At 61.2% G+C, this 14827-nt stretch carries 14 protein-coding genes; 10 read left to right on the top strand and 4 right to left on the bottom strand.

What is annotated here, in order from left to right; genetic code table 11:
• The first annotated feature begins 35 nt into the window (after nucleotides 1–35).
• The 3 genes from VKS22_14395 to VKS22_14385 are packed head-to-tail and all read left to right on the top strand — an operon-like array spanning nucleotide 36 to nucleotide 1782.
• Complete coding sequence (locus tag VKS22_14395; protein HLW71801.1) at nucleotides 36–653, top strand: methyltransferase domain-containing protein; 618 nt, start codon at nucleotides 36–38, stop codon at nucleotides 651–653.
• 17 nt (nucleotides 654–670) lie between these two features.
• On the top strand, nucleotides 671–1417 hold the full coding sequence (locus tag VKS22_14390; GenBank protein HLW71800.1) for a carboxypeptidase regulatory-like domain-containing protein: 747 nt from the start codon (nucleotides 671–673) through the stop codon (nucleotides 1415–1417).
• Entirely contained in the window at nucleotides 1414–1782 is a 369-nt protein-coding gene (locus tag VKS22_14385) for a VOC family protein (GenBank protein ID HLW71799.1), read from the top strand. Before VKS22_14390 ends, VKS22_14385 begins: the two co-directional genes overlap by 4 nt.
• Here the strand turns inward: VKS22_14385 and VKS22_14380 are convergent.
• The 3 genes from VKS22_14380 to VKS22_14370 form a co-directional block, all read right to left on the bottom strand.
• Nucleotides 1779–2534: a glucose 1-dehydrogenase gene (locus VKS22_14380; protein HLW71798.1), complete on the bottom strand. Its 756-nt coding sequence runs from the start codon at nucleotides 2532–2534 to the stop codon at nucleotides 1779–1781. The genes VKS22_14385 and VKS22_14380 overlap by 4 nt on opposite strands.
• 266 nt (nucleotides 2535–2800) lie before the next feature.
• The gene (locus tag VKS22_14375; protein ID HLW71797.1) at nucleotides 2801–5953 is read right to left on the bottom strand and encodes an efflux RND transporter permease subunit; all 3153 of its coding nucleotides are present in this window, start codon (nucleotides 5951–5953) and stop codon (nucleotides 2801–2803) included.
• A 16-nt stretch (nucleotides 5954–5969) separates the two neighbouring features.
• The gene (locus VKS22_14370) at nucleotides 5970–7079 is read right to left on the bottom strand and encodes an efflux RND transporter periplasmic adaptor subunit (GenBank protein ID HLW71796.1); all 1110 of its coding nucleotides are present in this window, start codon (nucleotides 7077–7079) and stop codon (nucleotides 5970–5972) included.
• Between the two features lie 281 nt (nucleotides 7080–7360).
• On the opposite strand from VKS22_14370, the gene VKS22_14365 reads away from it, so the two are divergent.
• The 7 genes from VKS22_14365 (at nucleotide 7361) to VKS22_14335 (ending at nucleotide 13300) form a co-directional block, all read left to right on the top strand.
• Complete coding sequence (locus VKS22_14365; GenBank protein ID HLW71795.1) at nucleotides 7361–8437, top strand: sigma 54-interacting transcriptional regulator; 1077 nt, start codon at nucleotides 7361–7363, stop codon at nucleotides 8435–8437.
• Between the two features lie 33 nt (nucleotides 8438–8470).
• Nucleotides 8471–9706, top strand: a complete 1236-nt coding sequence (locus VKS22_14360) for a pilus assembly protein TadG-related protein (protein ID HLW71794.1) — start codon at nucleotides 8471–8473, stop codon at nucleotides 9704–9706.
• A complete protein-coding gene (locus tag VKS22_14355) occupies nucleotides 9690–10145 on the top strand; it encodes a TadE/TadG family type IV pilus assembly protein (GenBank protein HLW71793.1) in 456 nt (151 codons plus the stop codon). The genes VKS22_14360 and VKS22_14355 overlap by 17 nt, the downstream gene beginning before the upstream one ends.
• The gene (locus VKS22_14350; protein HLW71792.1) at nucleotides 10142–10567 is read left to right on the top strand and encodes a TadE family protein; all 426 of its coding nucleotides are present in this window, start codon (nucleotides 10142–10144) and stop codon (nucleotides 10565–10567) included. Before VKS22_14355 ends, VKS22_14350 begins: the two co-directional genes overlap by 4 nt.
• A 300-nt stretch (nucleotides 10568–10867) precedes the next feature.
• Nucleotides 10868–11419 carry a TadE/TadG family type IV pilus assembly protein gene (locus VKS22_14345; protein ID HLW71791.1) on the top strand — a complete coding sequence of 184 codons (552 nt, stop codon included), beginning with the start codon at nucleotides 10868–10870 and terminating at the stop codon, nucleotides 11417–11419.
• Between the two features lie 20 nt (nucleotides 11420–11439).
• A complete protein-coding gene (locus tag VKS22_14340) occupies nucleotides 11440–11985 on the top strand; it encodes a TadE/TadG family type IV pilus assembly protein (protein ID HLW71790.1) in 546 nt (181 codons plus the stop codon).
• A 19-nt stretch (nucleotides 11986–12004) separates the two neighbouring features.
• The gene (locus tag VKS22_14335) at nucleotides 12005–13300 is read left to right on the top strand and encodes a TadE/TadG family type IV pilus assembly protein (GenBank protein HLW71789.1); all 1296 of its coding nucleotides are present in this window, start codon (nucleotides 12005–12007) and stop codon (nucleotides 13298–13300) included.
• A gap of 162 nt (nucleotides 13301–13462) precedes the next feature.
• On the opposite strand, the gene VKS22_14330 is transcribed toward VKS22_14335, so the two are convergent.
• On the bottom strand, nucleotides 13463–14149 hold the full coding sequence (locus VKS22_14330) for a hypothetical protein (protein HLW71788.1): 687 nt from the start codon (nucleotides 14147–14149) through the stop codon (nucleotides 13463–13465).
• Nucleotides 14150–14827: the final 678 nt, after the last annotated feature.

Raw genomic sequence — 14827 nt, 5'->3', positions numbered from 1 at the left:
AGTGTCATCCCGCCTATCCGTTAAAGGCTTGAACGATGCCTGAACCGCATGAGAGCCGCGTCTACTCGAACCTTGCTCATTTGTACGACGCGGTGTTCGGGCGGGCGTTTGTCGATCACGAACATCAGGTGATCGAATCCCTATCGTTTCGTCCCGGCCAGCGTGTGCTTGAGGTCGGCGTCGGCACCGGCATCTCGCTCGACGCCTATCCGCCTTACGTGCATATCGTGGGTATCGACCCGTCGTCGGACATGCTGGCTCACGCTATCGCCAAAGTCCGCGAAAACGATTGGGGCCACGTCGAAGTCCGGCCCGGCAATGCGCAACAGCTCGATTTTCCCGACAACAGTTTTGACTGGGTCACGACCTTCCATGTCATGACGGTGGTGCCGGAGCCGCGCCGCATGATGGACGAGATGATTCGGGTCTGTAAACCTGGCGGCCGAATCGTCGTGATCAGTCATTTCGCCAGTCCCCGGCGCGGACTCTATTTTCTCGGCACGCTCGTCAATCCGCTGACGAAATTGCTCGGCTGGACTTGTCGTTTGCGCGCTCGCGACGTGCTGGAAGGTCAAGAGATCGTGGTCGAGCGCTATGAACGCTTCTCACGCCTCTCCGTGCATTTCGCCATGATTGCACGCAAGGCGGGTTGAAGCCGCATCGCAGTAAATTGCTGTGGGCACGCGGGTGCGGATTACTGTCCGGCCTGATCGGGTTGTGCGTGCTCGCCGGCGCAAACGCCCTGGGCTATCAGAGCGAGGCGGTGCTCGACGGCGGCGCGATCAGCGGCACAGTCAGCTATGCAGGCGCGCCGCCAACCCCGACCGCCCTGGAAATCAGCAAGGACCGCGACGTCTGCGGAACCCGTCCGGCGTATGATCAATCGCTTTTAGTCGGACCGGATCGCGGTATCGCTAACGTCGTCGTCACGCTCCCGTCGATCGCGAAGGGCCGCGCGGTCCAACTCGCAACTGTCGAATTCGATCAGAAGGGCTGCGAGTACGTGCCGCATGTGGCCGTATTTCCAGCCGGCAGTGTGGTCGAGGTCCGTAACTCTGACGGGATTCTGCATAATATCCACACCGAATCGAGCGTCAATCCGGTGATCGATATGGCCCAGCCCGGCTTCAAGAAGACGATTCGGGTCACCGTCGCAAAGCCTGAAGCGATCAAGGTCACCTGCGATGCGCACAATTGGATGGAAGGATGGTGGTACGCGACCGCGAATCCCTACTATGCGGTGACCGATGCGCACGGGCATTACGTGATGGGCGGTATCCCGGCGGGAACCTATACGATCCAGGTATGGCAAGAGAAGCTCGGCGTGCAATCGCGTTCGCTGACGGTCGCCGCCCGTGCGACGACTATCGCGAATTTCACTTTGGGGCCGGATTCACGTAAGGATTTGAAGCCATGATCAAACGCTTCGACCGCCTCGACGTGGCGACGAGCGACCTTGCCGCCGCGAGCCTCGCCTACGAACAGAATTTCGGCTTTAGCGTGCTAGCCGGTGACGGTGGGGAGAGCGCGACGATCGCGATCGGCGACGCCCAGATTCGTCTGCAGACCGGCGCGTCTGTCGCCGAACTGCTCGCCTCGTCGGGTGAGGGCTTGGCCGCGATTTGGCTCGAAGCCGACGACGTTGCGATAGTGGCTGACGCCTTGCGGCGGGCCGCCGTTGAGTTCGCACCCATCCGCCAGGAGGGTGACCGCCGGGTCCTCGCGATCAATCCCGCCGCGGCGAATATGGTCCCGCTCTTTATCTTCGACCGCAAAAGCTAGGCGGCCGAGTAGCCGCCGTCTACCGCCAACTCGGCTCCGGTGACATACGACGCGTCGTCGCTGGCGAGGAACAGCACCGCCGCCGCGACCTCTTCCGGTTGTGCGCCGCGCTTCATCGGCGTCAAATCGAGTAGTGGCTGCAGGTCGGCCCGGTTGGGCAAGGCCTCCTCGACCATCGGCGTGTGAATCAATCCTGGATGGATCGAATTGACGCGGATTTTCTCCGGTCCGTATTGCACCGCCGCCGCCTTGGTCAAGAGCCGCACCGCGCCCTTGGTGCCGTGATAAGCCGTCGATCCCGCGGAGCCAATCAAGCCGAAGATCGATGAAATATTAATGATCGAGCCGCCGCCCCGCTTGCGCATCGCGGGAATCGCCGCCTTCATGCCGAGCCAGACGCCTTTCTGGTTGACGTTGACCACGGCGTCCCATTCTTCCTCCGAGGTCTGCTCGAGGCCCTTCATATTGGCGATGCCGGCATTGTTGACCAGGATGTCGAGCCCGCCGAATTCGCGCTCGCAGACTTCGACCGCGGCGCGCCAGTCGGCGGCGCGGGTAACGTCGAGATGAACCGCACGGACGGCGTTCGCCTGCTTCGTATTGATGGCGTCGGCGGTCTGTTTGGTCAAGTCGTCGCGGACGTCGCCGATCACGACCTTCGCTCCTTCAGCGGCGAAACGCCGCGCCTCGGCCGCGCCCTGGCCGCGCGCCCCGCCCGAAATCAGCGCCACTTTACCTTTGAGTCTGTCCATCGCCGAAGATCCTCCTTCAACCGCCGGTTAGTTCCTCGACCAATACTCCGACAGTAGGGGAGCCCTGTGCAACTTGAGATAGTTGATTTTGAACGGAGTCTGCTGAGTGAATCCGGGGTCCTTCGACTCCGGCGGCAGCCGCCTTCGCTCAGGATGACATTAGAGGGCGCGGTGTTAAACAAGGCAGAACGTCAGTTCTGGGCGAGTCCATAGTCGAGGAGGCAAGAATCTGCATATTCAACTGAGACCCACTTGCGCAGAGTTCCCTAACGGGAAGATGCGGCGCGACGGCGGGGCGGCTCGGCGGGCGCCGTCGTGGGCGGCGGTTCAACGACCCGCGCCGGCGTGCGCGGGCTGGCGCGCAGCCAATTCTGCAGGCGATCCATATAGGTATAGACGACCGGCGTAATGTAGAGCGTAAGCAGTTGCGAGAAGACCAGGCCGCCGACCACGGCGATGCCGAGAGCGCGGCGCTCATCGGCCCCGGCACCGACTCCGATCGCGATCGGCAGGGTGCCCATGAAGGCGGCCATCGTGGTCATCATGATGGGACGAAAGCGCACCATGCAGCCCTCGAAAATCGCATCCGCGGCGCTGATGCCCTCGGTCCGCTCCGCATCCAGCGCGAAATCGATCATCATAATCGCATTCTTCTTAACCAGCCCGACCAGCATGATGATGCCGACAAAGGCGAGCAGATCGAGTTCGAGGCCGAAGAGCATCAGGCTGAGCAGCGCGCCGAAGCCGGCCGCCGGCAATCCCGAAAGAATCGTCAGCGGATGGATGAAGCTTTCATAGAGCACGCCGAGCACCAGATAGATCACCAGGATCGCCATGATCAGCAGTGCCCCGAGATTTCCGAGCGAGTTTTGAAACGCCTGCGCGGTGCCGGAAAAATCGTACGTGATCGTCGCCGGTAGCAGGTTGCCGGCCGCCACGCGGACCTCGCCCAAGGCCTTGCCGAGTGAAACGCCCGGCGCGATATCGAACGAGATCGTGACTGACGGCAACTGGCCGGAATGATTGACCGAGAGCGGACCGAGCGTGCGCGTAATTTTCGCGACCGTATTGAGCGGCACGAGCTGGTTGGTCGACGAGCGCACGTAGAGCAGGTTCAAGGCCGACGGATCGGCCTGATATTGCGGTTCGAGCTCCGCTATCACCCAGTATTCGTCACTCGGCGTGTAGATCGTCGAGATCTGTGACGAGCCATAGGCCAGCGACAGCGCCTGCTCGATCGCCTGCGCCGAGAGTCCCAGCGAGGCGGCCTTGTCGCGATCAATATCGACATAAGCCTGCGGGCTCTTGATTTCCAGATCGCTGGTGACGCCGCGCAGATCCGCCAACCCGCGCAAGCGGTTCAGGAGCAGGTCGGCGTACTTGTAAAGCTCCTGAGTATTGGTGCCGCCGAGGGTCAACTGATACTGGTTTTCGGTGAAGCGGCCGCCAATCTGAATCGGCGGCGGATTCTGTGCGAACACCATCAGGCCGGGAATCGAATTGAACTTGCCCATCCATTCGCCGACGATCTGATCGGCGGTCAGTTTACGCTGCGACGGCGGCACCAGATGGGCGAAGATGATGCCGGAATTGAGCGTGCCGCTAGGCCCCGAGGAGCCGACGTTCGAGAAAAATGTCAGGACATTGGGGTCGCGCGCGACCATCGCATTGAGCACCTCCTGATGCGTGACCATGGCGTCGTAGGAGATGCCTTCAGTGGCGCGCGTGAACATCAGAATCTGGCTTGAATCCTCCGACGGCAGGAAACCCTTGGGAATCACATAGAAGCCCCAAACGGTGCCGGCAACCGTGAGCAACAGCACGAGCATCGTGAAGCGCCGATGCCGCATCACCCAGCCGAGGCTGCCGCGATAACCCTGCAGCAGCCGGTCGAAGCCGCGCTCGGTGAGGTTGTAGAGGTAGCCATGTCCTTCGCGTGACGGCAGGCGCAGAAAGCGGCTGCAGAGCATCGGCGTCAAGGTCAGCGAGACGAAACCGGAGACCAGGATGGCCGCCGCGATCGTCACGGCGAATTCGTGCAGCAGACGGCCGATGATGCCGCCGAGAAAGAGTACCGGTATAAATACCGCGGCGAGCGACAACGTCATCGAGAGGATGGTGAAGGCAATCTCGCCCGAGCCGTCGAGCGCCGCCTCGATCACGCCCTTGCCCATCTCCATATGGCGCACGATATTCTCGAGCATCACGATCGCGTCATCGACGACGAAGCCGACCGACAGTGTGATAGCCAGCAACGAGAGATTGTCGAGGCTGTAGTCGAGCGCCCACATCACGGCGAAGGTGCCGATGATCGCCATCGGCAGGGCCAGGCTGGGGATGATCGTGGCGGAGAGGTTGCGCAGGAAGATGAAGATGACCATCACGACCAGGAAGACAGTCAGCAGCAGTGTGAACTCGACGTCATCAACCGAGGCGCGGATCGATTGCGAGCGATCATAGAGGATGGTCATCGTGATCGCGGCCGGAATCTCGGCGCGGATGACCGGCAGCAGCCGCTTGATGTTATCGACCACCTCGACGGTGTTGGTGCCGGGCTGGCGCTGGACCGCGAGCACGATCGCGCGCTGACCCTTGACCCAGCCGGCGACCTTGTCGACCTGCACGCTGTCGAGGGCGCGACCGACCTGGTCAAGTCGCACCGGCATCCCGTTGCGATAGGCGACGATCAGCGGGTTATAGGCGGCGGCGTCGGTGAGCTGGCCGTTGGCCTGGACGGTGAACGCTTCATTGCTGCCGTAGAGCGTACCGACCGGCAGCTCGACATTGGCGCTTTGAATCGCGCTGACGACGTCGTTGATGCCGACCCCGCGCGACGCCATCGCGAGCGGATTGAGCTGTACGCGGACAGCGTATTTCTGCGAACCATAGACTTGGACCTGCGCGACCCCGCTGATCATCGAGATACGCTCGCCGAGCGTGGTTTCGGCGTATTCGTCCACGCTCGACAGCGGCAGGGTGGGGGAGCTCAAGCCGATATACAGGATCGCCTTGTCGGCCGGATTGACCTTCTGATAGGAGGGCGGGCTCGGCATCCCTGGCGGTAACAGCGCCTGCGCCGCGGTAATCTTTGACTGCACGTCCTGCGCGGCGGCGTCGAGGTCGCGGGTAAGATCGAATTGCAGCGTGATATTGGTTCCGCCCATCGTGCTCGACGAACTCATCTGCGCGAGTCCGGCGATGGTCGAGAACTGACGTTCCAGCGGAGTCGCGATCGAAGAAGCCATCGTCTCCGGACTGGCGCCGGGCAGGCTCACGCTGACCAGAATGGTGGGGAAATCGACGTTGGGAAGATCGCTGACCGGCAGGAAGCGGTAGGCGGCGATTCCAAAGATGATAATCGCCAGCGAGACCAAGGTGGTCATCACTGGCCGTCGGATAAAGATTCCCGCGAGATTCATCGGATGGCCGGAGCCCTCACAGCGCCTGCTTGAGCGTTACCGCGGCGCCAGGGACGAGGCTCAACTGCCCGTCAGTAACCACGGTCTCTCCGGCCTCGAGGCCGCGTTGGATTACGGTGTCGTCGTCGATTTTAGCGCCCGTCACCACCGGTCGCATCTGCACCTTCATATCTTTGCCGACAACAAAAACAAAGGTGCCCTGTTGACTGGTCTGGAGCGCCGTGGAGGGAATTACGATCGCATCGGGAATCTGGTTAAGCGTGAGGCTGACGTTGACGAAAGTCCCTGGCCACAGTCGCCGGTTTTCATTCTGGAACAGCCCCTTGAGCAGGATTGTGCCAGTCGTTGTATCAACCGTGTTGTTGACGAAACTCAGGACGCCATGTTCCGTCGCCTGTGCCGAGTTGGGAAGCGCCGCATCGACTTCGAGCTGACGCGCGGCCATCGCGACCCGCACCGCGGGCAGCTCATGCTCGGCGATCGAAAAATCGACGTAAATCGGCTGAACCTTTGTGATGGTAACCAAGGGATTATCGGTGTCAGGCTTGATCAAGTCGCCGATATGAGACTGGAGATTGCCGGTATAGCCGTCGATCGGCGAGCGAATCTCAGCATATCGCAGATTGAGCTGCGCGGTTTCGATGGCCGCGCGATCGGCCGCGATGCTGGCGTTCATCTCACCGGCGGTGGCGTGCGCCTGATCGTATTGCTCAACTGAGCCGACGCCCTCCTTCAGCAGGTAGGCATAGCGCTGCTCGTCAGTGACCGCCAGTCGCGCTTGCGCCTCATCCTTAGCCAGATTAGCCGCGGCCTGGTCCAATGCGGCGCGCCCCGGCCGCGGGTCGAGGCTGAACAGTAGCTGACCCGGCGCGACGAGGTCACCTTCCTTAAAGTGGATCGCGACCAGATTGCCCTCAACGCGTGATTTGACGCCGATCATGGCGAAGGCTTCGACCCGGCCGATTTCGTCCAGTTGATTGGGCACGGTTCGGCGCGTGGCCTTGGCGGCGAGGACCGCGACCGCGGGCATCCGCGCCATGCGGGCGTCATCGCGCTTAGCGCATCCGGTCGGGATCAGAGCGGCGGCCAAGGCAAATACGCAGAGCGTTCCGAGGCGAGATTGCACAACGACCGGCCTTCTTACGAGTCACACGAGCAGTACGACAGAGCGCGGCGCACGCACGCCGTTTCATCGATCGAGTCTATCAGGCTTGCGCATAAGAAAAATCCCCGCACCCGAACGGCCGCGACGGCGTGACTTGCATCTGGGACGGGCATTGTTCCGTTAGCGTTGTCGTGGACCGGCCTGCGATGTCCCATTTTCGCTAATATCACCGTTCAACCCCTGCAACTCAGGTTGGTCCCCGGCTTGCACTTACTCCCGATGAGAACGGAGATTGCAGGCCCTTGATTAATTCCAAATCGACGCCGTTCGCCCGTGTCGCGTTGCGCGGCGAAGTGCCGCGCGAACTGGTCTGGTTCCTGCCGATGGTCAACCTCAATCCGTTTGGCGCGGGCGGTCTCGACGCGGATTTCGTCGCGGCGTTTGCCCGCCGCGCGCGCGGCGGATGGTCGCTGAGCCTGCGCACCGGCGCCGCCGCGACGACCACCGACCATGGCTTCGTCTGCGATAATGCATACGTCGCCTCGGCTTTTTTGCTCTCCCGCGCCCTGAATCTGCACGAACCTTTTCTGACCGCCAGCGAGGAAAGCTTTGCGACGATTCGCAAGGCGGTCGCGCTCGCGCCCAGCACGGTCAACGTCCTGATCGAGGGGGAGACCGGGGCCGGCAAACGCTCGCTGGCGGAATTGCTCCATCGCGCGTGTCACGGATGCGGCGAGCTCGCACGCGTCGACTGTGCCGTGCCCTCGGAGGTCGCGCGCGAGCTCGCGACGCTTGCTCATCAGCGCAGCGCGGGAGGCGAAGCCGCGGAGCGCGTGGTGCTGCTCGATCGCCTCGATGAACTACGCCTGGCGGATCAACTAGCGCTGGCGGGCGCGATCGGCGGACGGCGGCGGGCGGTGCGTTACTTCGCGACCTCGAAGATCGCAATCGCGCAGGCCGTCGAGCGCGGCGTCTTCTCGTCCGAACTTGCCGGCCGTTTTGGGGCGACGCTGAAACTGCCGCCGATCCATCGTCGGCGCGCGGACCTCACGACGCTCGCGCGCCACTTTTTGCGCAATGCCAATCCCTTGCTCGAATTCGATGATGGCGCGCTCGCCGCCCTGCGCGCCCATCGCTTTGGCGGCAATGTTCGCGAGCTGGAGAACCTGACGACGCGGCTGGAGATTTATGAGTCCGGGGATGGCGCGCGGATCATCAGCGCCGCGCGAGTCTCGAGCCTGCTTGCTGGTGCGGTTTCCGTACTTGCCGCCGCCGCCAAGGCGCCGCCTACTCGAATATCAGCGCGGGATAAGCCGCGCGCCCGTCTGCGGTTGGTGGCGTCCGACGGCCGCTCGATGGGGCGCGCAACGGGAGTTTGAGTATTTATGCCTTGCACCAAAGGAACAATTTTGTTGCACCGAGCCGCACTGCTGCGGCGCGGTCAGGTCGCCGTGCTCGCAGCGATCGCGATGGTCGCGCTGATGGGACTGGCGGCGCTGACTACCGACGTCGGGATGCTGTGGACGACGCGCCGGCAAGCCCAGACCGCCGCCGACGGCGCGGCGGTCGCAGCCTCACGGGCGTTGGCCGAAGGGGCGAGCGTCACGACGGCGGCCGCGGCGGTCGCCACGCTCGACGGCTTCACCAACGGCGCCAAAGGGGTCACGGTTACGGTGAACAATCCGCCGCTGAGCGGCGCGTACGCGGGCAATTCAGGTTATGTCGAGACCATCGTGCAACAGGCAGCGCCGACTTATTTTATGAAGGTGCTTGGCTACAATACGGTTAACGTGAGCGCGCGGGCGGTCGGCGGCGCGATTAATAGTCCTGCTTGTGTTTACGCCCTCGATCCTTCGGGTTCGGGCGCGTTCGCCGTGACCGGCGCTCCCCTGGTGACCAGTAGCTGCGGGATCCTGGTCGATTCGAGCAGTTCTTCAGCCCTGACGCTGATCGGCAGTGGCGCCATCAGGGCGGGGAGCGTAGGCGTCGCCGGCAACTATACCCTGACCGGATCGGGCCAAATTACGCCGACGCCGGTTACCGGGGTCGCGCCGGCGCCCGATCCGCTTGCTGGTCTGTCACCGCCTGCGGTCGGCGGTTGTACGCAGACCAATTATAGAGTTAGCGGAAGCACAAGCCCCCCACCGCTCTCGCCGGGCGTCTACTGCAACGGCATCTCGATCAGAGGCGGCCCAACCGTGACTTTCAACAGCGGGACCTACGTCCTGCTGGGCGGCGGCCTTAGCGTCACCGGTTCGAGTACGCTCTCTGGCACAGGGGTAACTTTTTATCTGACCGGGAACTCGACCTATCCGTACAATGGGATCAGTCTATCGGGCAACGCGACGTCGAATTTCAGCGCCCCGACCTCGGGTCCTCTGGCGGGCATCCTCTTCTATCAGGACCGCACGGTGCCCGTTGGCTCGAGCGCGAGCACGATCACCGGCAACAGCTCTTCGTCCTTTGACGGCACCCTTTATTTTCCGACCACCGCGGTCACCTACAGCGGCAACAGCAGCGCCTCAGGCTACACGATTCTCGCGGCCTACGACGTCGCTATCAGCGGCAGCACCAGTACCACGCTTGGAACCAACTACAGTTCATTGGCGGGTGGCTCGCCGATTAAATCGAATGCTCTCTTCGAATAAGCTGTGCCGACGGCCGCGTCGCGGTCAGAGCACGGTCGAACTCGCGCTGGCCGCGCCGGTGCTGATTCTGCTGCTGGTTGTGGGCGGTGACTTCTCACGGCTGTTCTTCACGAACATCGATCTCAATCAGGCGGCGCGGGCGGGTGCGCAGTACGGCTCGCAGACCGTAATTACCGCGGCCGATAGCACCGGGATCAAGAACGCGGTGACGACGGCCGGCTCGTCGATCAGCGGTCTTGCCGTCACTACGAGCCAATGCACCTGCGCGGCATCGTCGACGGTTGCCGCCTGCGGCAGCGGCTACAACTGCGCCAATGATACCTCGGCGACCTACGTCACGGTAAAGGCCTCGGCTACCTACACAACCATCACCCAATATCCGGGGATGCCGGCGTCGGTCCCGCTGAGCGCAACGGCGATCATGGCGGTGCAGCAATGAGATCGCGTGGCGCGCGCCGCCGTCGGCGAATTTCGGCAGGCCAGTCGATGACCGAGTTCGCGATGCTGGCGACGAGTTTTCTGCTTCTGATGTTCGCCGTCATGCAATATGCCCTCGCGACCTTCGCCTACAACTCCGTGGCCGAGGCCGCCAGCGAGGGCGTCCGCTATGCTGCGGTCCACAGTCCAACCAGTCCTAATCCGGCGACGACCGCGCAGATTCAGGCGGTGGCGGCTGCGGCGGCGCCGAGCCTTACCCCAGCCAGCGTTACGGTCACGGCGAGCTATGTCGCCGATCCCACCGAGTCCACCCACAACGACGCCAAAGTGGTGGTCTCCTATCCCTACACGCTAGCGATTCCCTTCATCTCATCGATTAGCCTGACTTTCACGAGCACCGCGCAGATGATTGTCTCGCAGTAGCTGAGCCCCTTTACGGGCAAGTGCCCGCGTTTGCCCGTAACGGGGTGAAAGCGCTATATGAGGGCATCGATTTCGTGATCGCCGGATTGGCACGAACGGCTAAGCCGAAATCGCTATGGCGCGCGGGTCATCAGCGCCGCGCGAGTCTCGAGCCTGCTGGCTGGTGCGGTTCCCGTACTTTCCGCTGCCGCCAAGGCGCCGCCTACTCGAATATCAGCGCGGGATAAGCCGCGCGCCCATCTGCGCCTGGTCGCGGCCGCCGGACGCTCCGCGAGTCGCGTCACACTGGGGTAGTCACTCATGCCCCGGTCGATGAAAGATCCCTGCTCAAAACTACGACGCTGCCGAAATGGTGCGGGCTTAATTCATCTCGCGCCTCGCGCGCAGGCCGCCGCCGGCCAAAGTTCGGTCGAGTTCATCGGGGCCGCATTCGTCCTGTTCTTCCTAATTTGTCTCGCAATGGATTTCGGCCGCATGTTTTTCGTTCAGGCGAATGTGCAGCAAGCCGTTCAGGAAGGCGCCCGCTACGCCTCTATCGGCACGCACGAGTCCGGCACCGATCCAAATACGGGACAACCCTATTCGCGAATTCAATCGATCAATAACACGATTCAGCAGGACGCGGTCGGCGCCGAGGCGATGGGCGTCGTTATCCCTCCCGCCCAGATCTCAAGTGCGCTCGGTGGAACCGGCAGCGCCGGCGGTCCGCAAGATATCGAGACTGTCGCCGTGACCGTGAGTTTGGCGTTGTGGACGCCCGTCGTCGCTCAATTGTTTAGCGGCGGCAACTACACTTTCACAGCCAGCGCCACGATCAAGAATGAACCCTTTCCTCCGGGTCAAACCAAGTGATCCCCGGAAAAATCCGACAAATGCTGACAAGACCCTATATCCATAATCTCCCGAGAAAAAATCCCTCGACAGCGAGACCCGGCCAGGCTGCAGTGGAAATGGCAATTGTCGCGCCGATTTTACTACTTTTAGTGCTGGCTACTGTGGACTTCGCTCGCGCGCTCAACGACCTGCAGGTTATGGCTGATCTAACGCGCCAAGGGTCGAGTATGGCGTCGCGCGGAACCACACTGTCCACTGCAACCAATGCGCTGGTTCAGGGCTCTGCCCCTTTGAATCTCGCGTCCTCCGGCGAAATCATCATCACGGCGATCTCTCGCGTCAACAACACTGACCAGATTACCGGCCAGGTCAGTCAGGGCGTCCTCACGAAGGCGAGTAAAATCGGCATCGGGGTCGGCAGCATCGCCACGGTGCCTTCCGCGATCGACGATATTTTTAAGAACAACTCCAACGAAACAGTATATGCGACCGAAGTTTATTACTCGTTCGCGCCAATCACGCCGTTGGCCTCGTTGTGGAATATAGTCATTCCCAACAACTTCTATCAAATAGCGTATTTTTAAACCCCACCTCGGAAACGAAATGAAGCCTTCCGATATGCTTAAAGCCAATGATCTCAGGGTCGGTCAGGTAGTCGCGATCGTAGCCATCGTGATGCCCGCCCTCATCATGCTCTCGGGAATGGCTATTGACTATGGGGTAGCGTATGTCGAGCGTACGGCGCTGTCAAAAGCGGTGGATTCGGCGGCACTCGAAAGCATGCGAAACTTAGGTGAGGGAAACACGGTCGCACAACAGGTTGCGACGGACGCTTTCAATGCCAATGTCCAGGTGCTTGGCACTTACAGCACAGCGCCGACTTTCAGCTTCAGCACAAACGTAGATGCCGCCGGGAACACCACCGCCACGATCACCGGCACCGTCTATTTCAAGCCCTTGTTTTTGCGGATTATTCCAGGGTTCCCAGCGAGTGTACCTATCGTGGTGACCGGCTCGGCGACCCGTCAGCCGCTTTATATGGCGGTGGTTCTGGACCAATCCACTTCGATGAATTACAACGGTGGCGCTGCCGCCCTTCCTTCGGCTGTGACCAACTTCGTTAATCAGTTCGACGATAGTCAAGACCACGTCTCTGTGGTCAGCTTTTCGACCGTGAACACGGTCGGCGTTCAGATGAGCAATTCTCCGCCTTTTAAGAGCAAGATTCGGAGTTACGTCAACAGCATGCCTTTCAACGGTTACACTTTTTCCCAGACTGGACTCGATAACGGCCTGAGTCAAATCAATAGCGTGTCGCTGCCTGCTAACGCGGCCAAGGTTATGGTGTTTTTCACCGACGGCTGGCCCAACATGATCCAGGACGGCCTTAACTGTCAGCAGGGTTCAAACGTTCGAACCACTGTCAATTTTTCCGAATGTGACGCTGGGGATGATGCGCTCGGGATATGCCGTAACCCATACCCACTCACCATCTTTAGCACCACCGGAGGATCGAATGTCAGCCCGTGTTCAAGTTCGTACAATCCTGCAAAGAGTTGGATGTCGTTTTATTCGCATCAATCGAATAGTTACGTCACGATAGGAGCTACCAACCAGTCGCAGTCGCTGATTTCGAACGAGTCCTTCTATCGAGCGGAGGCGTCGGCGACGACGGCTTTGAATCAGAGCGTGCAAATTTATTCTATCGGGATGGGTTCCGCGATCACTACTCAGCCGCAGGCCCAGCAGTTCCTTCAGGAAGTTGCGAATGACCCCAGCAGCCCCACGTTTAATGCGAGCTTACCGCAGGGTGAGGCGCTGTTCGCTCCGACCGCCGCGCAACTTAACGGCGTCTTTCAGCAGATCGCGTCGAAGGTGCTGTTGCGGCTCTCGCAATAGTCTGGAGGGCGATTGGCCTGTATGAGCAGGCCAAGGGAATGTCCATCATCATCGTACGTTCGGCCTTCATCATATCGTGCTGACGGCGCCAGTCAGCAGTTCAATACCCTCATTGCGCGCGCCGATGGGTGCTGTCTGAATTAAGTCATTCATCACCCGAAATTAAGACACCTTGTCACCACGAATCACGCGTGGGCGGAACGCTATGTAACCGGGCCGGAGCGTAGTCGGCTGAACCGGACGCGGCAACGGCGGTACGTCTAACGGCTCAAGCGCGGCCTGTATAAGCTCCCCAACCGTCCAGATATGGTCGGTCACGCCAAGCGCCATTGCTGGCGTGTAGCGCAGCGTTTCGTGCACGCGGCAGAGGTTGTAGAAGCTCACCCAAAGCGCCACGGCTGCCCGATGGCTTTCGAGCTTCTTGCTGAATCCGCTTGTGAGCCGCGTAAGCCGACGCATCTGCATCCGCGACGAAAGGTTGAACCGCTCCACGTAAGATGTGCTGATATTCGCGTCCTTCGGGTTGCCTCTTATCACGGTCCGATCCACGCCCGAGACGTGGCCCGGCGAATAGCGGTGCGCCGCATCTGGCAGGCTCGAATCGCTGACGTATTTTTTCGTGATTTGCGCATAATCCACGGCGCGACCAAACGCGGCCTCAACAGCGCCGATGTACGGCGCATAGCCGTCCGAAGTGATTTGCGGGCGGTTCACGATGCGGGTGCGCAAGTCCATCGCCAGCGCTTCCGTCACGATCGAGTACGACGTTAACAAGGCGACCGATTTGATCGAGGCGTATGGTGCGCGCCGGGTACGGGAAGCGCGGCGACCGCGACAGGCGAAGGTCATTCCTTTGTGGATGGTGGGTCGATAGACCAGTGTTCGACAGGGGACGGATTCCGCTGAACGCGCGAGGGTGTCCCATGCCCGCCCTGGTCAGGCGCTGAGCGAGAGGTCGGTTTCCAGTTACCCCGAGCTCAGACGCGGTCCGAGAAATAATGCGGGCGCCCTGCGGCGCTGAAAGGACGTGCGGGTTGGCGGGCATGTGCCCGCCCATCAAGTGTCTGAGGTGAGGATGGTTCCATCCTTGGGCGCCGGGGCGGGAGCATAGTGTCCCGCAGGTTCCCGGCTCAAGAGATCGGGAGGAAGGGGTGGTGCGGGCGGAGGGAGTCGAACCCTCACGAGCCGTCAAGCTCAACGGATTTTCATGCCGTCTACGGCTTTCGCCGCCCGGACGCGGCGTTTTGGAGAGCGCGCATCAGGTTTGCGGTCTGGACTATCCCTTCACCGTCCCTCGGAGGACCGAGGCTTAGGTGCTGCCCGTCTAGTCTCTACACCTTCCCGGCTGGAGGCTCCCTCCGGGCTTGGCTCGGGATTGCCATTTCAGGTTTCCCCGAATTTGGGCAGTTCTGCTTCGCCGGTTTCCCGGACGAGCACTCAAGTTTCCTTAAGTCCGTAGCGTCTGCCATTTCGCCACGCCCGCGTGGCCAACTATGTATAGCTGTCTAGCATAGGGCAGCGGAAGGT

This window comes from Candidatus Binataceae bacterium (assembly GCA_035308025.1).
In the GTDB taxonomy this organism is placed as follows: domain Bacteria; phylum Desulfobacterota; class Binatia; order Binatales; family Binataceae; genus JAJPHI01.
Note: the sequence above shows the minus strand (reverse complement) of the source record. Positions and strands in the feature narration are given on the sequence as shown.

Excerpts from the sequence above, each read along its gene's own strand:
- VKS22_14340 (HLW71790.1), top strand. The coding sequence starts at position 11,440 with ATGCTGACAAGACCCTATATCCATAATCTCCCGAGAAAAAATCCCTCG.
- VKS22_14395 (HLW71801.1), top strand. The coding sequence starts at position 36 with ATGCCTGAACCGCATGAGAGCCGCGTCTACTCGAACCTTGCTCATTTG.
- VKS22_14385 (HLW71799.1), top strand. The coding sequence starts at position 1,414 with ATGATCAAACGCTTCGACCGCCTCGACGTGGCGACGAGCGACCTTGCC.
- VKS22_14375 (HLW71797.1), bottom strand. The coding sequence starts at position 5,953 with ATGAATCTCGCGGGAATCTTTATCCGACGGCCAGTGATGACCACCTTG.
- VKS22_14345 (HLW71791.1), top strand. The coding sequence starts at position 10,868 with ATGCCCCGGTCGATGAAAGATCCCTGCTCAAAACTACGACGCTGCCGA.
- VKS22_14330 (HLW71788.1), bottom strand. The coding sequence starts at position 14,149 with ATGACCTTCGCCTGTCGCGGTCGCCGCGCTTCCCGTACCCGGCGCGCA.
- VKS22_14355 (HLW71793.1), top strand. The coding sequence starts at position 9,690 with ATGCTCTCTTCGAATAAGCTGTGCCGACGGCCGCGTCGCGGTCAGAGC.
- VKS22_14380 (HLW71798.1), bottom strand. The coding sequence starts at position 2,534 with ATGGACAGACTCAAAGGTAAAGTGGCGCTGATTTCGGGCGGGGCGCGC.
- VKS22_14350 (HLW71792.1), top strand. The coding sequence starts at position 10,142 with ATGAGATCGCGTGGCGCGCGCCGCCGTCGGCGAATTTCGGCAGGCCAG.
- VKS22_14335 (HLW71789.1), top strand. The coding sequence starts at position 12,005 with ATGAAGCCTTCCGATATGCTTAAAGCCAATGATCTCAGGGTCGGTCAG.